The organism is Candidatus Pelagibacter sp. HIMB1542 (assembly GCF_052047835.1).
GTDB lineage: Bacteria > Pseudomonadota > Alphaproteobacteria > Pelagibacterales > Pelagibacteraceae > Pelagibacter.
The window spans coordinates 461873-483753 of record NZ_JBNAJB010000002.1; the positions used below are offsets into that span (position 1 = coordinate 461873).

22 protein-coding genes are annotated in these 21881 nt (G+C 29.7%); 18 read left to right on the top strand and 4 right to left on the bottom strand.

Annotated features, from left to right (window positions below):
- Positions 1-85 precede the first annotated feature (85 nt).
- Genes murJ through ACTTBI_RS06750 form a run of 4 tightly spaced genes read left to right on the top strand, consistent with a single transcriptional unit; the run spans position 86 to position 4285 of the window.
- Entirely contained in the window at positions 86-1609 is a 1524-nt protein-coding gene (murJ, locus tag ACTTBI_RS06735; RefSeq protein ID WP_440653323.1) for a murein biosynthesis integral membrane protein MurJ, read from the top strand.
- Positions 1610-1613: 4 nt separating this feature from the next.
- Positions 1614-2615: a tryptophan--tRNA ligase gene (gene trpS / locus ACTTBI_RS06740; RefSeq protein ID WP_440653324.1), complete on the top strand. Its 1002-nt coding sequence runs from the start codon at positions 1614-1616 to the stop codon at positions 2613-2615.
- 56 nt (positions 2616-2671) lie between these two features.
- Entirely contained in the window at positions 2672-3211 is a 540-nt protein-coding gene (locus ACTTBI_RS06745) for a NifU family protein (protein WP_440653325.1), read from the top strand.
- 6 nt (positions 3212-3217) lie between these two features.
- Positions 3218-4285, top strand: coding sequence for a glucosaminidase domain-containing protein (locus ACTTBI_RS06750; protein WP_440653327.1), 1068 nt, complete (start codon positions 3218-3220; stop codon positions 4283-4285).
- On the opposite strand, the gene ACTTBI_RS06755 is transcribed toward ACTTBI_RS06750, so the two are convergent.
- The gene (locus tag ACTTBI_RS06755) at positions 4282-5283 is read right to left on the bottom strand and encodes a polysaccharide deacetylase family protein (protein WP_440653329.1); all 1002 of its coding nucleotides are present in this window, start codon (positions 5281-5283) and stop codon (positions 4282-4284) included. The two genes, ACTTBI_RS06750 and ACTTBI_RS06755, sit on opposite strands and share 4 nt — an antisense overlap.
- Positions 5284-5290: 7 nt before the next feature.
- On the opposite strand from ACTTBI_RS06755, the gene ACTTBI_RS06760 reads away from it, so the two are divergent.
- From ACTTBI_RS06760 to pnp, 12 genes are all read left to right on the top strand, one after another.
- Positions 5291-5677, top strand: coding sequence for a peptidase M22 (locus tag ACTTBI_RS06760; protein WP_440653330.1), 387 nt, complete (start codon positions 5291-5293; stop codon positions 5675-5677).
- Between the two features lie 9 nt (positions 5678-5686).
- The gene (locus ACTTBI_RS06765) at positions 5687-6097 is read left to right on the top strand and encodes a Fur family transcriptional regulator (protein WP_440653331.1); all 411 of its coding nucleotides are present in this window, start codon (positions 5687-5689) and stop codon (positions 6095-6097) included.
- A gap of 6 nt (positions 6098-6103) precedes the next feature.
- Complete coding sequence (miaB, locus tag ACTTBI_RS06770; protein ID WP_440653332.1) at positions 6104-7429, top strand: tRNA (N6-isopentenyl adenosine(37)-C2)-methylthiotransferase MiaB; 1326 nt, start codon at positions 6104-6106, stop codon at positions 7427-7429.
- A 3-nt stretch (positions 7430-7432) separates the two neighbouring features.
- Positions 7433-8428: a PhoH family protein gene (locus ACTTBI_RS06775; protein ID WP_440653333.1), complete on the top strand. Its 996-nt coding sequence runs from the start codon at positions 7433-7435 to the stop codon at positions 8426-8428.
- On the top strand, positions 8421-8882 hold the full coding sequence (gene ybeY / locus ACTTBI_RS06780; RefSeq protein WP_440653335.1) for an rRNA maturation RNase YbeY: 462 nt from the start codon (positions 8421-8423) through the stop codon (positions 8880-8882). The genes ACTTBI_RS06775 and ybeY overlap by 8 nt, the downstream gene beginning before the upstream one ends.
- 1 nt (position 8883) lies before the next feature.
- Positions 8884-10422, top strand: a complete 1539-nt coding sequence (lnt, locus tag ACTTBI_RS06785; protein ID WP_440653336.1) for an apolipoprotein N-acyltransferase — start codon at positions 8884-8886, stop codon at positions 10420-10422.
- Positions 10415-11584: a methionine adenosyltransferase gene (metK, locus tag ACTTBI_RS06790; protein WP_440653337.1), complete on the top strand. Its 1170-nt coding sequence runs from the start codon at positions 10415-10417 to the stop codon at positions 11582-11584. The genes lnt and metK overlap by 8 nt, the downstream gene beginning before the upstream one ends.
- A gap of 97 nt (positions 11585-11681) precedes the next feature.
- Positions 11682-13235, top strand: coding sequence for a transcription termination factor NusA (nusA, locus tag ACTTBI_RS06795; protein WP_440653339.1), 1554 nt, complete (start codon positions 11682-11684; stop codon positions 13233-13235).
- A gap of 10 nt (positions 13236-13245) precedes the next feature.
- On the top strand, positions 13246-15462 hold the full coding sequence (gene infB / locus ACTTBI_RS06800; protein ID WP_440653341.1) for a translation initiation factor IF-2: 2217 nt from the start codon (positions 13246-13248) through the stop codon (positions 15460-15462).
- Positions 15462-15830: a 30S ribosome-binding factor RbfA gene (gene rbfA, locus ACTTBI_RS06805; protein ID WP_075485631.1), complete on the top strand. Its 369-nt coding sequence runs from the start codon at positions 15462-15464 to the stop codon at positions 15828-15830. Before infB ends, rbfA begins: the two co-directional genes overlap by 1 nt.
- Before the next feature lie 12 nt (positions 15831-15842).
- Positions 15843-16091 (top strand): 30S ribosomal protein S15, encoded by a 249-nt coding sequence (gene rpsO / locus ACTTBI_RS06810; protein WP_075485648.1) that lies wholly within the window; start codon positions 15843-15845, stop codon positions 16089-16091.
- A gap of 57 nt (positions 16092-16148) precedes the next feature.
- Positions 16149-18221: a polyribonucleotide nucleotidyltransferase gene (gene pnp, locus ACTTBI_RS06815; RefSeq protein WP_440648192.1), complete on the top strand. Its 2073-nt coding sequence runs from the start codon at positions 16149-16151 to the stop codon at positions 18219-18221.
- Between the two features lie 76 nt (positions 18222-18297).
- Here pnp and ACTTBI_RS06820 read toward each other — a convergent pair whose 3' ends face one another.
- From ACTTBI_RS06820 to fabA, 3 genes are read right to left on the bottom strand one after another with little or no spacing between them, the layout of a single operon-like run.
- Entirely contained in the window at positions 18298-19083 is a 786-nt protein-coding gene (locus tag ACTTBI_RS06820; RefSeq protein ID WP_440653342.1) for an enoyl-ACP reductase FabI, read from the bottom strand.
- Between the two features lie 3 nt (positions 19084-19086).
- A complete protein-coding gene (gene fabB / locus ACTTBI_RS06825) occupies positions 19087-20298 on the bottom strand; it encodes a beta-ketoacyl-ACP synthase I (protein ID WP_440653343.1) in 1212 nt (403 codons plus the stop codon).
- A complete protein-coding gene (gene fabA / locus ACTTBI_RS06830) occupies positions 20298-20798 on the bottom strand; it encodes a bifunctional 3-hydroxydecanoyl-ACP dehydratase/trans-2-decenoyl-ACP isomerase (RefSeq protein ID WP_440653345.1) in 501 nt (166 codons plus the stop codon). Before fabA ends, fabB begins: the two co-directional genes overlap by 1 nt.
- Before the next feature lie 94 nt (positions 20799-20892).
- Here fabA and ACTTBI_RS06835 point away from each other — a divergent pair, with 94 nt between their 5' ends.
- Positions 20893-21321, top strand: a complete 429-nt coding sequence (locus ACTTBI_RS06835; protein WP_440653346.1) for a Fur family transcriptional regulator — start codon at positions 20893-20895, stop codon at positions 21319-21321.
- 106 nt (positions 21322-21427) lie between these two features.
- Positions 21428-21844, top strand: a complete 417-nt coding sequence (locus ACTTBI_RS06840; RefSeq protein ID WP_262590070.1) for a rubrerythrin family protein — start codon at positions 21428-21430, stop codon at positions 21842-21844.
- Positions 21845-21881 lie beyond the last annotated feature (37 nt).

Here is a 21881-nt window from a genome sequence, read left to right on the forward strand (position 1 = left end):
TATATTTTTTATTATTTGGAATATTTGATCTATATATTCTGATAATAAGTATACAATTAGGGTAAAATTAAGACTAATATGATTTATGAACTTAATTAAGTCAACAGGCACATTTGGCTTTTATACCATCATTAGCAGATTGCTTGGATATATTAGAGACATATTAATTGCAATATTTCTTGGAACAGGTTTGTTGGCAGATGCTTTTTTTGTAGCATTTCGAATTCCAAATACATTTAGAAGATTATTCTCAGAAGGAACTTTCAATGCAGCCTTTGTACCTAGCTATACTTCTGAAATGAACAAAGGAAAAAAATCTGCAAACGATTTTGCAAATAATATTTTTAATCTTTTATTTTTAGGTCTCTTAATTTTAACAATAGTTGTTCAAATTTTTATGCCTGGATTTGTATCAATTATTGCCCCAGGTTTTGTAGATGATTTAGAAAAAATGGATTTAGCTATCAGTTTAACAAGGATTACTTTTCCTTTTTTATTATTTATTAGTTTAGCATCTTTTTTTTCTGCAATATTAAATTCTCATAATAAATTTGCTGCAGCTTCAGCAGCACCAATTTTATTAAATGTTATTTTAATAATTGTTTTATTATTTTCTAAAGCTTTAGGAGATGAGCTTGTTTACTATTTATCTTATGGTGTATCTTTAGCAGGTTTTTTACAATTAATTTTTTTATATTATTTTGTTAAAAGATTTTTTTCATTTAAATTTAAATTAGCAAGTGATGAAAAAGTAAAGTTTTTTTTTAGAAAACTATTACCCAGCATTTTTTCATCTGGCGTAACGCAAATCAACATTTTGGTTGGAACAATTATTGCTTCCTTTCAAGCTAGCGCAGTCTCTTATCTTTATTACGCAGACAGAATTTATCAGATCAATCTAGCAATAGCTGGTATTGCTATTGGAGTTGTAATTTTGCCACAACTTTCAAGGTTTATAGATTCTAAAAATAAAGAAAAAATTTCTCTTATTCAAAACAAAGCTTTAGAGTTGAGTTTATTTTTAAGTATTCCAGCAACGATAGCTTTAGTGATTGCTTCAGAGGAAATAATTTCAGCGTTGTTTGGTTATGGTAACTTTAATAAAGAATCTGTTAATAATTCAAGTCTTTCTTTATTCTATTTTGCTTTAGGTTTACCCGCTTTTGCTTTGATAAAAGTTTTTTCAAGTTTTTTATTTGCTAATCATAATACAAAAATACCATTTTATATTTCGTTAATTTCGGTCCTTTTAAATATTTTGATTAGTATTTATTATTTTAACAAAATAGGTTTTATTATAATTCCAATTGCAACTTCAATTTCATCTTGGTTTAATGCAGTAGTACTTTTTATATATTTAAAAAATAATAATTTATTCTATTTTCAAAATAACTTTTTTTTAAATTTCTTTAAAATAATTTTTGCATCAATTTTAATGGGATTATTTTTTAATTTTCTATTAAACTTTTTTGAAAATCAACTTTCATTTTATCATACCTTTAAATCAATTTATTTAATCTTAAGCGTATTATTTGCACTATTCTTTTACATATTTATTTGTTATTTCATCAAAGCTTTTAAAATTAGTGATATTAAAATAAACTATTAAAAATATGGGTAAAAAAATATTTTCTGGTGTTCAGCCAACAGGTAATCTTCACCTCGGTAATTATTTGGGTGCAATCAAAAACTTTGTAGACCTTAATAATGACGTTGATAATGATTGTATATTCTGTGTGGTTGATCTGCATGCAATTACAGTTAAACAAGACCCAAAAGAGCTAAAAAAAAATATTCGAGAGACCGTAGCTACTTTTATAGCAAGTGGAATTGATCCAAAAAAAAGTATTATTTTTAATCAATCTGGTGTAGCAGCTCATTCAGAGGGAGCTTGGATTTTGAGCTGTGTTGCTCGAATGGGTTGGTTAAATAGAATGACACAATTCAAGGAAAAAGCAGGTAAAGATAAAGAAAAAGCAAGCGTTGGACTGTACTCATATCCTGTTTTAATGGCAGCAGATATTCTTTTGTACGATGCGACTCATGTCCCGGTTGGTGATGATCAAAAACAACATCTTGAGCTATGTAGAGATATTGCTCAAAAGTTTAATAACGATTTTGATCAAGATAACTTTTTGAAAGTACCTGAACCTTTAATTCAAAAAGAATTTTCTAGAATTATGAGTTTAAAAGATGGATCAAAAAAGATGAGTAAATCTGAATTATCAGATTTAAGCAGAATTAATTTAACAGATGACAGAGATGCAATTGTAAATAAAATAAAAAAAGCAAAAACTGATCCGTTACCAATGCCAAGTAGTGTTGAAGAATTAAATGATAGATTAGAAGCAAGAAACCTTCTTGGAATATATTCTAGCTTAAATAATTCAACCTTACAAAATACAGTCGAAAATTTTTCAGGTAAAAATTTTTCTGAATTTAAAAATCAACTTTCTGATTTATTGGTTAAAAAGATTGAACCTATATCTTTAGAAATAAAAAAACTTTTAAATGATCAACCTTATTTAGATAAAATCCTTCTAGAAGGAGTTGAAAAAGCAAACTTAATTGCATCAAAAAAGATAGATAGAATTAAAGAAATACTAGGATTTTAATATAATTTAAATATCAAGTTTAAATTTTAGAAATAAGCTCTATATATATTTACAACATGTTTGTACAAACAGAAATAACGCCAAATCCTAACTCTTTGAAATTTCTTCCCGGGAAGAAAGTATCAAATAGTGGTCCTTATGAAATTACAAATAAGGATCAAATAAATAATGATTTGGTCAGAAATATCTTATCAGTAAATGGGGTTGAGGGTATTTTTTTAGGACAGGATTTTATCTCAGTTAATAAAAGTGACCAAATCAAATGGGACGAAATTAAACATATTGTTATTTCATTAATAAACGATTTTTATTTAGATGGTAAAGAATACGTCATTGATGAAGATGAAGAAGAGAACAATAAAAATCTAAGTGAAATTGAGGAAAAAATTATAAAAATTTTAGATCAAAAAATTAGACCTGCAGTTGCAAGAGATGGTGGTGATATAAAATTTAAAGAATTTAAAGATGGAATAGTAAAAGTGCAACTACAAGGAAGTTGTTCAGGCTGTCCAAGTTCAACAATGACTTTAAAGCAAGGGGTGCAAAATCTTCTATGTCACTATCTTCCAGAGGTAAAAGAAGTTGTCGCGATTTAAAACTTTATGAAAAAAAATTTAATCAAATTTCAATTTAGTAAAAATAAAAGCATTAATTCTATTTCTAGATTTATGTTAAGTGGAATTTTTTTAATTTCATTTTTTTATATAACTCCTATGTTTATTAACTTTGCTGAAAAAAATTTTAATCATAAAGAATTTACCAATAATTCTAAAAATCTTTTATTGAAAAAACTTAATACAAACAATTTAATAGAAGAAAATATTACAGGTGAAGTAGATGAGATGGATTTACTTTATGATATTTTAGAGGAAAATAATTCAGAAATTAATCTTGTAAGGTATACCACCTCAGAAATTAATTCCTTATTTAAAGAAGTAAACTACAGCTTAAAAGATGTGAGGGAAAATAAACTTGTAAAACCTATCGATATAGGACTTCTTCCAAACGAAATAAATGACATCTCTAGTTCAAAGAAAAAAAAGGAGATGTTTATTAAAATAATCCTTCCATTGATTGTTAAAGAAAACACTAAAATTAGAATAGATAGAAAAAGACTCTTTACGATTTTAAATAAAAGTAGCAATACTGATATCGAAAAAAAATGGCTTGAGAAAAAATTTAAGCAATATGGTGTTAGGCAAAATGATTTTTCATCATTAAAGGTAAGAATGGATGAAATTCCAGTATCTTTAGCAATTGCACAAGCAGCAAAAGAAACAGGTTGGGGAACTTCAAGATTTGCAAGAAAAGGAAATGCTTTATTTGGTCAATGGACGTGGTCTGGCAAAGGTTTAAAACCTAAAGAAGCTGAGAAAGGTGAGACTCATAAAGTCATGAAATTTAATAGTTTACAACTATCTGTGAGAGCATATTTAAGAAATTTAAATACTCATAAATCTTACATAAATTTAAGAAAAGCTAGGAGTGAGTTGAGAAGTAATGATAAACCACTTGATAGTATAATTTTATCTAAACATTTAGATAAATATGCTGAAACAGGAAATCAGTATATCGAAGTTCTCCAAAAAATAATAAATCAAAATAAATTGAAAGATTTTGATGAGGCAAGATTATTGCCATCTAGTAAGGATCTAGAAAGCTTGATTTAATTTTTCTTGATTGGAAATTGAACTCCAAACCATCTCCATTTGCCATTATCTTTTAAAGAACAGTTTATTCTGCCTCTTCTAGGTTTAAAAGGTTCTCTAAATTCAATAGTTAAGATTTGATTAGATAAATTAGTTTTAGATTTATCCCACTTGTCTCCTTCGTTGGAATAACATGTAATATTGCTTAAATTTTTTTGTTCTTTAAAAAATTCAACTTTAAAATTTGGTGGATTATCATTTATTGTAAGTTGTTTTTCACTTGGAGATAAACTTTTATATTCTAAAGGATAATAATTAATTATAGATCTAAATCTTTTAAGCTCTCCATATTTTTCATTTATCGGAAATCTTGGCAGTTCAAATTTATTTTTGTTAAGATCAATAACCCCCGAATGTTGACCAAATGCGTATTTAAAGTTTTGAGAAATATAATCTCTCATAAATTTAGAATATTCGCCAAATGGATAAGAGAATAGACTAGGAATATAATTAAGTTCTTGTTTAAAAATCTTGTTTGCAGTTTCTATATCTAAAATGAAATTTTCTTCAGTTTCTTCTATTAGGTATTCGTGGCTATGTGAATGATGTCCAATTAAAGAAAAATCCACTGCGTCAATTTCTCTAATTTGATCCCAGGTCATATAACCTTTGTTCCCAACTGGTTCTGTTGAAACAAAAAGTATAAATGGAATTTTGTTATCTCTTAAATGTGGCCAAGCTTCATTGTAAAATGATTCAAATGCATCATCAATTGTTATCAAAACTTCTTTTTCTGATTTTGAAGTTTTAAATTTTGAATTAAATTCATTAGGATTAAGAAAATTATATTTAGAATTTTTAACAATTTCTAAGTGCTTCTTAAATACCTCCATATTAATATTAGTTGACGGGTATTTATGTTCATTAAAACGATGATACATTATTGATAAAATCCCATTATCTTCTGAATAAAATTTGATATTATTTTCATCTGATTTAGAACTAAAACTAAAAAACAAAGATAAAATGAATAAACTTATAATTGATGTAGCTGGAGATAAAATTTTTTTAATGATCATAGCTAATGATCATATTTACAATATTACTCATGAGAATACTAAAATAAATTATGAAAAATTAACTTTGATAATAAAAGAATTTTTAGAATTAAATAAATTTGAATTGAAGGATATTAATAAAATATACATTAACAGAGGCCCAGGAAGTTTTGCAGGGATTAGAAATTCTATTTCTGTTGTGAAGGCTCTCAAATTAGCAAAAAATATCGATTATTATTGCTATAGCTTAAAAGATTTTAAAGGTGAAAAAGATGTAAAATATGAAAATGTCCCTTATTTGTGTGATAAATTTAAAATTAAAAAAAATTTGATTAACCCTATTTATATAAGTTAAAATTAAATTATGTCTGAAACAATTGAACAAAAATGTTTAGCAAAAGGTGTGAAATTGACAGATCAGAGAAAAATAATTGCTCAGGTCATGTCCGAGTCTACTGATCATCCTGATGTTGATGAACTTTACAATAGAGTTTCAAAGATTGATAATAAAATAAGTATTGCTACCGTCTACAGAACAGTAAAATTATTTGAAGAAACTGGAATACTTACTAAGCATGAGTTTAAAGGTGGAAAAGCAAGATATGAAGAGCTTAATGAAGGACATCATGATCATCTAATAGATGTGAAGTCAGGTGAAATAATAGAATTTGTTGATGAAGAAATCGAAAAACTTCAAAAAAAGGTAGCAGATAAATATGGTTACACTTTAGTTGATCACAAGCTTGAACTTTACGGGATAAAAAAAAAATCCTAAATTAAAATGCAAAAAATTTTCATTAAAACGTTTGGTTGTCAAATGAATGAATATGATTCAAATAGAATTTTTGACTCAGTAAAGAAAATTGGTTATCAAAAAAGTGAAAACCTAGAAGAAGCTGACTGTTATTTATTGAACACTTGTCACATCAGAGATAAGGCAAAAGAAAAAGTTTATTCTGAAATAGGAAGAGTTAAAAAAAGCTTTAGAGCTAAAAGAAAACCACTAGTAATAATTGCAGGGTGTGTTGCTCAAGCAGAAAATCAAGAGATGCTTAAACGTGAACCTTATATAGATTTAGTAATTGGCCCTCAAGCCTATCATAAAATTAATGAAACAATTCTGGATCATATTGAAAAAAGAAAAAAAATTGAACAAACAGATTTTGATGCTGTTTCAAAATTTAAATATTTTAGTAAAATAAAGAATGAGGCAGGTAAGGTTTCGTCTTTTTTAACTATTCAAGAGGGATGTGATAAGTTTTGTCATTTTTGTGTGGTTCCATATACTCGTGGACCAGAATATTCTAGACCATTCAATCAAATAATTGAGGAGGCAAATTATTTATCAGATAATGGAGCAAAAGAAATCATACTTTTGGGACAAAATGTAAATGCTTACAATGATAATAGTAAAAGGCTATCTGATTTAATTTTAGAAATTGAAAAGATTAAAGATGTAAAAAGAATTAGATACACAACTTCACATCCAAAAGATATGACTGATGATTTAATTGAAGTATATAAAGTCTCTAAAAAGTTAATGCCTTTAGTCCATCTTCCAGTTCAGAGTGGATCTGATAGGATTTTAAAGTTGATGAATAGAAAACACAAAATAGATCATTATCTAAAAGTTTATGACGAATTGAAAAAAATTAATCAATCAATTGAATTTTCTAGTGATTTTATTATTGCTTATCCTGGTGAAACTGAAGAAGATTTCCAAAGTACAGTCGATTTAATTAAAAAAGTTAATTTTATAAATTCTTACTCATTTATTTTTAGTCCAAGGCCTGGGACTAAGGCAGAAGGTTTAGATTTAATTGATAAAAAAATTTCAATGAAAAGGTTAGAATTTATTCAAAATTTATTAGCTGAAAATCAAACCCAAATGAACAAAAAATTAGAAAATAGCACAATTGATGTGTTGGTTGAAAATTTAACTGAAGATAAATCCAAAGCTTTTGGTAGAAGTGAATATATGACATCAATAATTTTTAATGGTAAAAGAGAACATATTGGAAAAATTGTGAAAGTAAAAATTACAAATAGTAATAGAACTACACTGTTTGGAGAATTGTTAAGCAACCCAGATCAAAAGGTGGCATAATCTTTGAATAATACAATTAAAAAAAAAATCGATACCACTTTAAAATTTGTTTACTCAGACAACAATTCATTAAGTGTAATATTTCACAATAATGAATTACTTATGGGGGTTGCTGGAGAATTTAATAAAAATTTAAAAGAATTAGAAAAGATGACTAACTCTAGTTTGTATTCTAGGGGAAATTCAATAATGATAAAATCAGATCCACAAAAAAATGAATTAATAAAAAATGCAATTCAATTTTTAACTAATCAATTTATAAATAATGGTTCAATCGAAAATAAAGATCTTATTTCATCAGTTGATCAATTTATGATTAAAGAAAAGGTTAAAAATAATAATGTAACTGATATTATAAAAACACCAAAAAAATCAATTATTCCCAGATCCGAAAAACAAAAAAGCTATGTCAGAGCTCTAAGACAAAGTGATATTGTAATTTCAGCAGGTCCAGCTGGAACAGGAAAAACTTTTTTAGCTGTAGCAGTTGGTTTGACTATGTTGTTAGAAAAAAAAATAGAAAGAATTATTCTATCTAGGCCTGCTGTTGAAGCAGGAGAAAGACTTGGTTTTTTACCCGGAGACATGAAAGAAAAAGTAGATCCGTATTTAAGACCTTTATATGACTCTTTGTATGACTTATTCGATTTTGAAAAAATACAAAGAATGATCGAAATTGGTGATATCGAAATCGCTCCTTTGGCATTTATGAGAGGTAGAACACTAAAAAATTCTTTTGCTATATTAGATGAAGCACAAAATGCAACGGATACACAAATAAAAATGTTTTTAACAAGGATCGGTGAAAATTCAAAAATTGTAGTTAATGGAGATCCTACTCAGATAGATCTTCCTAACAAAAGTATCTCAGGATTAGTTAGATCAAAAGAATTATTGGGGCATCTAAATGAAATTTCAGTTATAGACTTTGATCATTCAGATGTAGTTAGACATCCACTGGTTTCTAAAATTGTAAAAGCCTACTCTAAAAATGATTAATTTAAACGTCTTCTCAGAAGAGAAGGCTTGGTCTAAAAAACTTAAAAAAAAAGATTTTTTTTTTAAAAGTATTTGTGATGCTTTTCCAAAAAAATATAAATTTTTAAATAAAAAAATAAGTTTATCCATACTTCTTTCAAATAATAAAAAAATTAAAATTTTAAATAAAAAATTTAGAAATAAAAATAAATCCACTGATATTTTATCTTTCCCGTCTAACAAAATATTAAAAATATCAAAGCAAACTTACCTGGGAGATATAATTATTAGTCTTAATTTTATGAATAAACCAAAATCCCAAACAGACAACCAATTTAAGGAAAAAATAATTAAAACATTTATTCATGGTTTTTTACACTTGTTAGGATTTGATCATGTAAAGAATAAAGACTATTTAAAAATGTTAAAAGAAGAAGAAAAAATATTTAAATCAGTTATCTCAAAAATTAAGTAAATTGAAAAAAAATTTATATATTGATGTAGTTTATTTATTGTTTCTTGGAGCGATAACTTCATTAAGTTTACCACCTTTCAATTTATTAATAATTAATTTTATATCCTTTAGCTTATTCTTTATTTTTTTGATTAAAAAAAAAGAGAGTAAACATAAATTATTTTTTTTCTATGGCTGGTTATTTGGATTTGGATATTTTCTAACAAATATATATTGGATCTCTATTTCACTCACATTTGATGAAAATTTTAAATTTTTAATTCCATTTGCTCTAATTTTAGTTCCTTCTTTTATTGCGTTATTTTACGGTTTTGTTTGTTATTTGTTTATTTTCTTTAAACCAAATAAAACTTTGAGTTCAATTTTATTGTTTTCTGTAATCTTTGGCTTTCTAGAATTCATTAGAGGTTCAATTTTATCGGGTTTTCCTTGGAACCTAATTGCATATAGTTTTTCAAATCATTTAGAAATTCTAAGCATAACATCTTTAATAGGCACATATTCTTTCAACTTATTTTGTATAACTTTGTTTCTAAGTCCTGCACTCTTCATTTTACGGAATGACAAAAAAGATTTAATTTTTTGCTTAATCTTACCATTAATATTTTTATTATTTTATTTCTTTGGATATTCAAATAAGCAGGATTTTTACAATAGTGATGTTGAAAAACTTGAATATAAAATAAGATTAGTTGGCACTGATATTTCTTTAGATAGGTTTTATTCAGGAGAGGGTCCTTTATCAAGTATAGAAGATCTTATAAATATTAGCTCACCAAACAAGAAAGAGAAAATAATTTTCATTTGGCCAGAGGGCATATTGCCTGGAATTTCTCAGGATCAAATTCAAAGTTATGATTATTTATTTAATGAAAGTTTTAACAAAAATCATTTACTTATTTTAGGTATAAACAATAAATCAAAAGTTAATGATCAAGTTAAGTATTACAATTCTTTATCAGTTTATGACCATAATCTTAATTTATTAAATTATTATAATAAAATAAATCTTGTACCGTTTGGCGAATTTTTACCCATGGAAAATTTATTAAAAAAACTAGGTCTCAAATCTTTAACTAACAATTATCAATCTTACTCAAAAGGTCAAAAAAGGGAAATTATAGAGTTAAATCAAAAAAATTTTTCTATAAAATTTTTACCATTAATTTGTTATGAGATAATTTATTCTGGAAAATTATATAAAAATCATGACTTTGATATAATAGTAAATATTTCAGAGGATGGATGGTTTGGTCAATCAATAGGACCAGAACAACACTTTGTTCACAGTATATTTCGAGCTATCGAAAGTGGAAAATATGTAATTAGATCAGCTAATAACGGAATAGCTGCGATAGTAAATCCTCTCGGTATCGTTGAGGAAAAAATTAACTTCAATGAAGTTGGATATATTGATTTTACGAAAATGAGAAAAATTCAACCAACAGTCTTTTCTAAATATGGAAATAAAATTTTTGGTTTAATAATTTTATTGTATATTTTTTTAATATTTTCATTTAATAGAATTAATAATGAGTAATTTAAAAAATTTCCTATTTACAAGCGAGTCAGTTTCAGAAGGACATCCAGATAAAGTATCAGATAGAATTTCTGATATGGTTGTTGATAGTTACATTTCTGGAGATCCTTATTCAAGAGTTGCTTGTGAAACTTTAACGACAACAAACAAAGTTGTGCTCGCAGGTGAAGTAAGAGGACCTGAGATTAAAAATGATGATTTAATCGAAAAAGTAAGGAATTGCATAAAAGATATTGGATATGATCAGGAAGGATTTACCTGGAAAGAAGCAACAAAAATAGAAAGTCATTTGCATTCTCAATCAGCTGATATTGCAATGGGTGTGGACTCATCTGGAAATAAAGATGAGGGTGCAGGAGACCAAGGTATAATGTTTGGTTATGCATGTAACGAAACAGATGTATTAATGCCAGCACCAATTCATTATTCGCATAAAATTTTAAGACTTATGGCCGAGGATAGAAAATCTGGTAAATTAAAAAATATTGAACCTGACTCAAAAAGCCAAGTTACATTCGAATATGTTGATGGAAAACCAACCAAAGTAAAATCTGTTGTTATATCATCTCAACATTCTTCTGATGTTAATCAAGCACAGGTAAGAGAATTATTAAGACCGTACATGTTAAAATCAATTCCTGAAAAATTTCTTAAAGACTTTAATGAGGAAGAGTTTTATGTAAATCCAACTGGTAATTTCGTAATAGGTGGTCCAGATGGAGACTGTGGTTTAACAGGAAGAAAAATTATTGTAGACACCTATGGTGGAGCAGCGCCTCATGGAGGAGGAGCATTTTCAGGCAAGGATCCTACAAAAGTAGATAGATCTGCTGCTTATGCAGCAAGATATATTGCTAAAAATGTTGTTGCTTCAAAAATAGCAGATAAATGTTTGATACAGTTAGCATACGCAATAGGAGTTTCAAAACCTTTATCAATTTATGTTGATTTGTTTGATAATGATTTAGATAAAAATAAATTTGTTGTTCAAAAGATTAATGAAAATTTTGATCTCAGTCCTAGAGGAATTAGAGAGATGTTAAACCTTAATAGACCTATATATGAAAAAACAGCAGCCTATGGTCACTTTGGTAGAACCTCAGGAGATGATGGATCATTTTCGTGGGAAAAAACTGATAAAATCAATGTTTTTTCTAAATAGTTTCAGTTGAATTAAAAAAAAACTTTATTATATTGTCTTTACATTGTTGAATTATCAAAATGGGCCTTGGCCCATTTTTTTTTGGAGTAGATAAAAAATGTTAAATAAAAGAGCAGATAAATTAGAATTATTAAGAATTGCTGAAGCAGTAGCTTTGGAAAAATCGATAGATAAAGAACTTATAATTAGTTCTATGGAAACGGGAATAGCTAAAGCAGCTAAATCTAAGTTTGGTCAAGAAAATGAAATTAAAGTTTCAATTAATAGAGATAATGGAGACATAGAATTGTTTAGAAAACTTGTTATTTCTGAAAATCCTGAAAATGCAAATACAGAAATTAAATTAGAAGATGCGATAAGTCTTAATGAAAATAATAAAGATAAATCAATCGGTGATGAAGTTCTTCAGCCATTACCATCTTTTGATTTTGGTAGAATAGCTGCTCAAACTGCAAAACAGGTAATAAGCTTTAATGTTAGAGAAGCAGAGAGAGAAAGACAATTTAACGACTTTATTGATAAAAAAGATACAATTTTAAGTGGTATTGTTAAGAGATTAGAATTTGGAAGTGTTATTGTTGATCTAGGTAGAACAGAAGCAATCATTCAAAAAAATGAATTAATTCCTAGAGAAAATATTAAAGCTGGTGATAGAGTAAAAGCTTATTGCTATGACGTAAGGAGAGAGCCAAGAGGTCAACAAATTTTCTTATCTAGAGCTCACCCAAAATTTATGGAGAAACTTTTTGTTCAAGAGGTTCCAGAAATATATGATGGATTAATAGAAATTAAATCTTCTTCAAGAGATCCTGGAAGTAGGGCAAAGATTTGTGTTAAAGCGGTTGATACATCATTGGATCCAGTTGGAGCTTGTGTTGGTATGAGAGGTTCTAGAGTTCAGGCAGTTGTAAATGAACTTCAAGGAGAAAAAATTGATATTGTGAATTGGTCAGAGGATGCTGCAATATTAGTGTCAAACGCATTATCTCCTGCAGAAGTTCAAAGAGTGAATGTAGATGCAGAAAGAAAAAAACTTGATGTAATTCTAACAGAAGAAAATTTGAGTAAAGCGATTGGTCGAAGGGGTCAAAATGTAAGATTGGCAACTAAGTTGTTAAATTATGAAATTAATATTATGACTGACGCGGAAGACTCCGAGAGAAGACAATTAGAATTTAAAGAAAAGACAGATAACTTTGTTAAAAACTTGGAATTAGATGAAACTTTAGGTCAGTTATTAGTTGCTGAAGGTTTTTCAACAATAGACGATATTAAAGACAGCTTGCCAGAAAATTTAACTAAAATAGAGGGAATTGAAGAAGAAACAGCTATTGCCTTAATTGATAGAGCAAAAGAGTTTCATCAAAAAGATCAAGAAGATATATCTGAAAGAATTAAAGAGCTAGGTCTACAAGATGCTCTTATCAGCCTTAAAGGTCTTACCCCAGGAATGTTAGTTACATTGGGTGAACAAAAAATATTAACATTAGAAGATTTTGCAGATCTTGCATCTGATGAACTTACTGGTGGCTATGACGTAGTTAAAGGAGAGAGAGTTAAAATTCAGGGTTATTTAGAGGATTTTGCTTTATCTAAAGAAGAGGCAGATGAATTAATTATGTCTGCTAGAAATATAATTTATAAAGATTGAGAGATGAGCAATGGAGAAAAAAACAAAATTAACAATATCCGGCTCTGCAAAGAAATCTATAAGAAATATTGAGATAGCTAAAACTCAAGGAAAAAATTCTAGAGTTATTGAAAAACAAGGTGGAAAATTCACCAATAGAGGTGGATCGTTTAGACCTGGTGTAGGAAAATCAAAATCTACTACTTCATTTAATAGAAGTGCACCATTAAAACCATCTTTTGCACCAAAATCTCCTCCAATTACAAGCGATTTTGAAAGAAGAAAACTGGCAGAGCAAAGAGCTACCAAAAGACTTAAGGGAGATAGTGAAAAAGATAAAAAAACTTTAAAAGCTGGAACAAAAAAAAGAGAATTAAAACTAACTGTTTCAAGAGCATTAAGCGACGAAATAGAAGCAAGAGAAAGAAGTTTAGCATCAGTTAAAAGAGCTCGACAAAAAGAGATGAAAAACTCTTCCAAAGAAGAGGCACAAGAAAATTCAAAACCAGTAAAAAGAGACATCAATATTCCAGAAGCAATTACTGTTAGAGAGTTAGCAAATAGAATGGCGGAACAGTCTAGCAATGTAATTAAATATTTATTTGGAATGGGAGTAACTGTAACAATCAATCAAACTTTAGCCGCTGATACAGCTGAATTTCTAGTTAAGGAATTTGGACATAATCCAATAAGAGAAGAAAAAGCAGAGGAAATTATTCAAAAAATAAAGGCTACTAGAGTAGAAAATTTAAAAAATAGACCACCTATTGTTACGGTTATGGGTCACGTCGATCATGGTAAAACTTCTGTTTTAGATGTTTTAAGAAGCGCTAATGTTGTTTCAGGAGAGTTTGGTGGAATTACCCAACATATCGGAGCATACCAAATTGAAAGTCAAAATAATAAATTAACTTTTATAGATACCCCAGGTCACGCAGCTTTTACAGAAATGAGAGCTAGAGGATCAAAATTAACAGATGTAGTAGTTTTGGTTGTTGCGGCTGATGACGGAGTAAAGCCACAAACAGTTGAGTCTATAAAACATGCAAAAGCTGCAAATGTTCCAATAGTAGTTGCTATAAATAAGTGTGATCTTCCTGAAGCTGATCCACAGAAAATTAAAAACCAATTACTTGAACATGAATTGATAGCAGAGGACTTATCTGGTGATACTTTAATGGTTGAAGTTTCTACAAAAACTAAACAAAATTTAGATAAGTTAGTTGAGTCTATTATTTTACAAGCTGAAATTTTAGATCTTAAGACTGATTATGAGTCTAAAGCAACAGGAATCGTTTTAGAGTCAAAAATAGACGTTGGCAGAGGACCGGTTGCAAATATTATTGTAACAACAGGTACTCTTAAAAAGGGAGACTTTTTTGTAAGTGGTTTAAAATGGGGAAAAGTTAGAGCAATAATTAATGATAAAGGTCAAAATATTAGTGAGGCCCCACCATCAACCCCTGTAGAAGTTTTGGGTATAAATGGTGCTGCTAAAGCGGGAGATGATTTTATTGTTTTAGACACTGAAAAAGAAGCTAAAACTTTGAGTGAAAATAGAGCTCAAGAGAGCAAAAATGGAAAAAACCCGTTAACCTTTGCAACACAAGATTCTGCTTTTTCAGATAAGTCTTCTGAGGAATTAAATTTAATTATTAAATCCGATGTACAAGGATCATCTGAGGCTATCAAAAATGCAATTGCTCAAATTAAACATGAAGAAGTAAAACCAAAAATAATTTTAGCAGACATTGGAATGGTAACTGAGACCGATGTTACATTGGCCAAAGCATCTAATGCTGTTCTAATAGCCTTTAATGTTAAACCAAGCAAAGAGGCTAAAAAACTTGCTGAAAATGAAAAAATAAAAATCTCTTCTTATAATATCATTTATGAAGTGTTGGATTATGTTAAACAAAAAATGTCTGGGCTATTATCTCCTGATGTTCAAGAAACAATTACTGGAACAGCGCAAATTCTTGAGATATTTAAAGTTTCAGGTGCTGGAAAAGTTGCAGGCTCAAAAATCACAGAAGGTGAAATAAATAGCAATTCTGATGTAAGAATTATTAGAGACGGTGCAATAATTTATACAGGAAAAGTTTCAACAATTTTCAGAGAAAAAAACCAAGTAAAACAAGTTAGTGATGGTCAAGAATGCGGAATTACCGTTAAAGATTATATGGATTTCCAAAAAAACGACACAATAGAGGCATTTAGTGTCACATCTACAGAGAGATCAATTTAATGGCTGATAGAATAGGAAAACCAGTATCACAACGACAGCTTAGAGTTGGAGAGATGATTAAGCAGTCTTTAAGCATGATTTTTATAAGAAATGAGGCTAAGGTGCCGAATTTAGAAACAAATACTATAACAGTTACTGAGGTTAGAATGAGTCCTGATTTAAAAATTGCTAAAGCATATGTTCTTCCATTGGGAGGAAAAGATGCTGAAGAAACAATTAATGTTTTGAAAGAATACTCGTTTTTAATAAGAAAAATTTTATCACAAAAAGTGGTTATGAAATTTTTACCAAAATTACTTTTTAGAAAAGATGAGTCTTTTGAGTATGCGGAAAAAATAGAAAACTTAATAAAACAAACAAATAAATAGGAAGAAAGAGGCATGAATAAAAAGGCACAAGAATTAGCAATGCACGATAAAGATACTGGATCTTCAGAAATCCAAATCGCTTTGCTAACAGAGAAAATTGAAACTCTCTCTAAGCATATTAAGCAATTCAAGAAGGATAAACATTCATCTGTTGGATTGTTGAGAGCGGTAAATAGAAGAAAGAAGTTGTTGGAATACCTAAAAAAAAACAAAATGGATTCTTACAAAAATGTACTGTCGAAATTGAATTTAAGAAAATAGAAGTCAAGATAGATAGAATGGAATGGAACGAAACGAACGAAACGAAATGGAAATGAAATGTTTAAAGTATACAAGAAGGAAATTGAAGTAGCGGGAAAGAAGATAAGTTTAGAAACAGGTAAAGTAGCAAGACAGGCAGACGGTGCAATAATCGCAACATGTGGAGAAACAGTCGTACTAGCAACAGTAGTGGGGGCAAAAAAAGTAAATCCTGATATGGATTACTTTCCATTATCTGTAAATTACCAAGAGAAATATTATGCAGCTGGAAAAATTCCAGGTGGATATTTTAAAAGAGAAGCAAGACCAACTGAGAGCGAAACATTAATCTCTAGATTAATAGATAGACCAATCAGACCTTTGTTTCCAGATGAATTTAAAAATGAAGTACAGTTATTACCTACTGTAATTTCATACGATAAAGAAAACGAACCAGATATTTTATCAATCACTGCTTCATCGGCAGCATTAGCTATATCAGGTATGCCATTTATGGGACCTGTAGGAGCCTCAAGGGTTGGATTCATTGATGGAAAATATGTTTTAAACCCATCTAAAGCAGAGTTAGAAAAATCAAAATTAGATTTAGTTGTAGCAGGTACAAAAGACGCTGTGCTTATGGTTGAATCAGAAGCAAGCGGTTTAACTGAAGAAGAAATGTTAAATGCAGTTAAGTTTGGTCATGAAGGCTTTGTTCCAGTGATTGAAATGATTGAGGAGCTTGCAAAAGAATGTAGAAAACCTGAATGGACAGTTGAGAAAAAAGATTTATCTGAAGTTAAGAAAAAACTTGAGGAAACTTTTACTGAAGATCTTAAAAAAGCTTTTGCTACAAGAGATAAACAAGATAGATCAAATCAAATTTCTGAAATTACTGATAAAGCTAAAAAACTTTATGAGGAAGATGAAAACTACACAGATCTTGATGTTAATAGTCAGCTAAAAAGTCTAGAAAAATCAATTGTTAGAACTGATATCCTAAAAAATAAAAATAGAATTGATGGAAGAGGTTTATCTGATGTAAGACCTATCGAGTGTGAAGTGGGTATTTTACCTAGAGCTCATGGTTCTGCATTATTTACCAGAGGTGAGACTCAAGCAATTGTTGTTGCAACTCTTGGAACTTCTGATGACGAACAAAGAATTGAAAGTTTAGATGGGCTTCAGAGAGAACGATTTATGCTTCACTATAATTTTCCTCCTTTTTCAGTTGGAGAAACTGGAAGAATTGGAACTGGTAGAAGAGAAATCGGACATGGTAAATTAGCTTGGAGAGCGATTAACTCTTCATTACCAACGAAAGAGGCATTTCCATATACTTTTAGAGTAGTTTCAGAAATAACTGAGTCTAATGGTTCTTCTTCTATGGCTACTGTTTGCGGAACGTCTTTAGCGTTAATGGACGCGGGAGTGCCAATTAAAGAGCCAGTTGCAGGTATTGCAATGGGTTTAATTAAAGAAGGTGATGACTTTAGTGTCTTATCAGACATTTTAGGTGATGAAGATCACCTAGGGGATATGGATTTTAAAGTTGCTGGAACTAAAGATGGAATTACTTCTCTTCAAATGGATATCAAAATTACAGGTATTACATTTGAAATCATGGAGCAAGCATTAAGCCAAGCTAAAGATGGAAGAGTTCATATCTTAGGAGAAATGAATAAAGCATTATCAGCTTCAAGATCTGATGTTGGAAAACACACTCCAAAAATGGAACAAGTTAATGTTGATAAAAAAGACATTGCTGCTGTCATTGGAAAAGGTGGTGCAACAATCAGAGAGATAGTTGAAAAATCAGGTGCGAAAGTAGATGTAAATGACGAAGGTGTGGTAACAGTTGCTGCTCCAGATGAAGAATCTAGAAACATCGCAATGCAGATGATTAAAGACATAACTGCAAAAGCTGAATTGAATAAAATTTATTCAGGTAAAGTAATGAAGATTATGGAATTTGGCGCATTTGTTAATTTCTTAGGAAAACAAGACGGACTTGTTCATATCTCAGAACTTGCAGATAAAAGAGTTGCTAAAGTAACTGACGTTGTCAAAGAAGGTGATGAAGTTAAAGTTAAAGTGATAGGTTTCGATAGAGGTAAAGTTAAACTTTCTATGAAGCAAGCTACTGAATAATTAACAGCTTAAATTTAAATTTTAAACCCCTTGAATGAGAGTTCTGGGGGTTTTTTTTAACTAAAATTAACTAAATTTAGCTAATATTCTTTGGGTCAGGCATTCCAACTTTGTTATATCCTGCATCTACATAGTGGATTTCACCAGTAACTCCGTTTGCAAGATCACTTAATAGATATAATGCTGAATTTCCAACATCATGGATATCTACGTTTCTTTTGAGAAAAGAATGGTCTTCATTCCATTTATATAGGAATTTTGCATCTCCAATCGCAGAAGCTGCTAATGTTTTAATAGGGCCAGCACTTATTGCATTTACTCTCATACCCTTGGCACCCAAATCTCGAGCTAGATACTTAACACTAGCTTCTAAAGCTGATTTACAAACACCCATTACATTATAATTTGGAATTGCTTTAGTAGACTCGTAAGTTAAAGTTAATAAACTTCCGCCTTGTTTCATTACCTTTGAGGCTTCTTTTGCTACTTCAGTAAATGAAAAGCATGAGATTAACATACTTTTTAAAAAGTTTTCTCTAGTGGTATTTAAATATTCACCTGATAACTCTGATTTATCAGAGAAAGCAACCGCATGAACTACAAAGTCAATTTCACCCCATTGGGATTTGATATCTTCAAATAATTTTACAACCTCTTCTTTTTTTTCAACATCACAACTAAATGTAACGTTTGAATTTAATTTTTCTGCTAAAGGAACTACTCTTTTTTTCAAAGCATCGCCTAAATATGTAAATGCTAGTTCTGCCCCTGCTTCAGCGAGTTTTTGAGATATACCCCAGGCAATAGATCTCTCATTTGCAACACCCATGATTAATCCCTTTTTGCCTTTCATTAAACTCATAAATTAAACCTTTTCAAAAATTAAAGCTGCATTAGTTCCACCAAAACCAAAGCTATTTGACATTACTGTATTTAAAGTTGCTTCCGTTTCAGTTTTTGAAACTATAGGAAATTTCTTAGCTTCTTCATCCATCTCACTTATGTTTGCAGATCCAGCTATGAAATTATTCTTCATCATTATCAAACAGTAAATTGCTTCATGAACTGAAGCCGCACCAAGTGGATGTCCCGATAAAGATTTTGTCGAACTAATCTTTGGGATATTGTCTCCAAAAGTATTTTTAACTGCATTTAGCTCAGTGATATCTCCAACTGGAGTAGAAGTTCCATGAGTATTGATATAATCAATTTTATTTTTAGCAGTAGACATTGCCATTTGCATACATCTGACAGCACCTTCTCCTGATGGAGCTACCATATCGTATCCATCTGAAGTTGCTCCATAACCAGTTAATTCTGCGTATATTTTAGCACCTCTTGCTTTAGCATGTTCGTATTCTTCAAGCACTAGTACACCTGCACCACCTGCAATTACAAAACCATCTCTTGTTTTATCATATGCTCTTGAAGCTGTTTCAGGAGCATCATTATATTTAGATGATAACGCAGTCATCGCATCAAACATTGCCGTCATAGCCCAATGAACTTCTTCACTTCCACCTGCAAAAACAACATCTTGTTTGCCCATTTGAATTAATTCCATTGAATTACCAATACAGTGGCCACTTGTTGCGCATGCAGAACTCATTGTGTAGTTAGTTCCTTTAATTTTAAATGGAACAGCAAGTGTTGCAGAAGCTGTACTTGCCATTGTTCTTGGAACAATGAAAGGTCCCATTAATTTTGGAGTTTTAGCTCTCGTTTTATCTGCAGCTAAAATAACATTTTCAATTGATGGACCACCAGAACCCATAACGATTCCAGTTTTAAAATTGCTAACTTCAGTTTCTTCTAATCCAGAATCCTCAATAGCTTCTTTCATTGCAATATAATTATAAGCTGAACCTGAACCCATAAATCTAATTGTTTTTCGATCGATATGATCTTCTAATTTTATATTTGGTTTGCCATGAACATGACTTTTAAGATTATGTTCTTTATATTCCTCAGCATAAGAAATTCCTGATTTTGAATTAATTAATGATTGATGAACTTCCTCTTGGTTGTTTCCCAAACAAGAGACAATTCCTAATCCTGTAATTACTACTCTTCTCATTATTTAAATAACCCCACTTTTAAACTTTCTGCTGAATATATTTTTTTGTCATCAGCAAGTACAATTCCATTGGCAAGACCAACAGTTGTTCCACCTGGCGACATAATTTTTTTCATATCTATTTCGTACCTTACATTTTTAACATTTTGTAAAACTTCACCAGTAAATTTTACAGTACCAACTCCTAGAGCTCTACCTTTGCCAGGATTTCCTAACCAGCCCAGAAAAAATCCAACTAGTTGCCACATAGCATCTAAACCTAGACACCCAGGCATGACTGGATCCTCTTTAAAATGACAGTCAAAAAACCATAGATCGTTTTTTATATCTAATTCAGCCTTTAAAGAGCCTTTATTGAAATCTCCATTATTCTCGTTGATTTCAGTTATTCTATCAAACATCAGCATTGGAGGAAGTGGTAATTTTGCATTACCTGGTCCAAAAAGATCACCATTTCCACAACTTATTAGATCGTCATATGAGTAGGAATTTTTTTTCATATTTTTTGAGAAACCTTATTACTTGATTTAATGCTAATATAATATAATAAAACTTTATATTTTTATTCATACATTAGAATAATTATAAAATACAATGGTAAAAAACTGTAATTTTGTTGAAAAATTAAGAGATTTAGGACTTAGACCCACTAAACAAAGGGTTAAAATGTGTGAAGTTCTATTTAATAGAGAAAAAACTTTTCATTTTACAATCAATGATCTCGTAAAAATGATTTCTGAGGAGATGAATGAAAAAATTTCTTTAGCAACAGTTTACAACACTGTTCATGCGTTTCAGAAAAAAGGTTATTTAAAAGAAATTTCGATTAACAGCGATAAAAGTTATTTTGATACAAACACATCTGTTCATCATCATTTTTATGATGAAGATACTCATCAGCTAATAGATTGTGATGAAAATGATATAGATCCAATAAATATTAAAAAAAATATTACAGGAAAAAAAATAAATTCAGTTGAAGTTTTGGTTAAAGTTGCGAGTGATAATCAAACTCAAAAATAATTCAATTAAATCAATTATATAAAATCTAGATTATAATAATTCTAAACTATTGACATTAAAGTTTTAGACACTATATGGTCTATAAAGTTAAATTAAGGAGAAAAAAATGTCTTTAAAAGGAAGTAAAACAGAAGAGAACTTAAAAGCAGCATTCGCTGGTGAGAGTCAAGCAAATAGAAGATATCTTTATTTTGCACAAAAAGCTGACATTGAAGGTTATAATGATGTAGCTACAGTATTTAGATCAACAGCAGAAGGTGAAACTGGTCACGCACATGGTCACTTAGAATACCTTGAACAAGTTGGAGATCCAGCTACTGGGAAACCAATTGGTGAAACTAAAGCAAATTTAGCTTCAGCAATTGAGGGAGAAACGCATGAATATACTGACATGTACCCAGGTATGGCTAAAACTGCAAGAGAAGAAGGTTTTGAGGAAATTGCAGATTGGTTTGAGACTTTAGCAAAAGCTGAAAAATCTCATGCTGGTAAATTTCAAAAAACTTTAGAGTCTATTGCCTAAATAATATTCATTAGTGGGCGTTTACCGCCCACTAAAT

Coding starts and splice junctions, on each gene's coding strand:
- murJ (WP_440653323.1), top strand. CDS start 86: ATGAACTTAATTAAGTCAACAGGCACATTTGGCTTTTATACCATCATT.
- trpS (WP_440653324.1), top strand. CDS start 1,614: ATGGGTAAAAAAATATTTTCTGGTGTTCAGCCAACAGGTAATCTTCAC.
- ACTTBI_RS06745 (WP_440653325.1), top strand. CDS start 2,672: ATGTTTGTACAAACAGAAATAACGCCAAATCCTAACTCTTTGAAATTT.
- ACTTBI_RS06750 (WP_440653327.1), top strand. CDS start 3,218: ATGAAAAAAAATTTAATCAAATTTCAATTTAGTAAAAATAAAAGCATT.
- ACTTBI_RS06760 (WP_440653330.1), top strand. CDS start 5,291: ATGAATAAACTTATAATTGATGTAGCTGGAGATAAAATTTTTTTAATG.
- ACTTBI_RS06765 (WP_440653331.1), top strand. CDS start 5,687: ATGTCTGAAACAATTGAACAAAAATGTTTAGCAAAAGGTGTGAAATTG.
- miaB (WP_440653332.1), top strand. CDS start 6,104: ATGCAAAAAATTTTCATTAAAACGTTTGGTTGTCAAATGAATGAATAT.
- ybeY (WP_440653335.1), top strand. CDS start 8,421: ATGATTAATTTAAACGTCTTCTCAGAAGAGAAGGCTTGGTCTAAAAAA.
- metK (WP_440653337.1), top strand. CDS start 10,415: ATGAGTAATTTAAAAAATTTCCTATTTACAAGCGAGTCAGTTTCAGAA.
- nusA (WP_440653339.1), top strand. CDS start 11,682: ATGTTAAATAAAAGAGCAGATAAATTAGAATTATTAAGAATTGCTGAA.
- infB (WP_440653341.1), top strand. CDS start 13,246: ATGGAGAAAAAAACAAAATTAACAATATCCGGCTCTGCAAAGAAATCT.
- rbfA (WP_075485631.1), top strand. CDS start 15,462: ATGGCTGATAGAATAGGAAAACCAGTATCACAACGACAGCTTAGAGTT.
- rpsO (WP_075485648.1), top strand. CDS start 15,843: ATGAATAAAAAGGCACAAGAATTAGCAATGCACGATAAAGATACTGGA.
- pnp (WP_440648192.1), top strand. CDS start 16,149: ATGTTTAAAGTATACAAGAAGGAAATTGAAGTAGCGGGAAAGAAGATA.
- ACTTBI_RS06820 (WP_440653342.1), bottom strand. CDS start 19,083: ATGAGTTTAATGAAAGGCAAAAAGGGATTAATCATGGGTGTTGCAAAT.
- fabB (WP_440653343.1), bottom strand. CDS start 20,298: ATGAGAAGAGTAGTAATTACAGGATTAGGAATTGTCTCTTGTTTGGGA.
- fabA (WP_440653345.1), bottom strand. CDS start 20,798: ATGAAAAAAAATTCCTACTCATATGACGATCTAATAAGTTGTGGAAAT.
- ACTTBI_RS06835 (WP_440653346.1), top strand. CDS start 20,893: ATGGTAAAAAACTGTAATTTTGTTGAAAAATTAAGAGATTTAGGACTT.
- ACTTBI_RS06840 (WP_262590070.1), top strand. CDS start 21,428: ATGTCTTTAAAAGGAAGTAAAACAGAAGAGAACTTAAAAGCAGCATTC.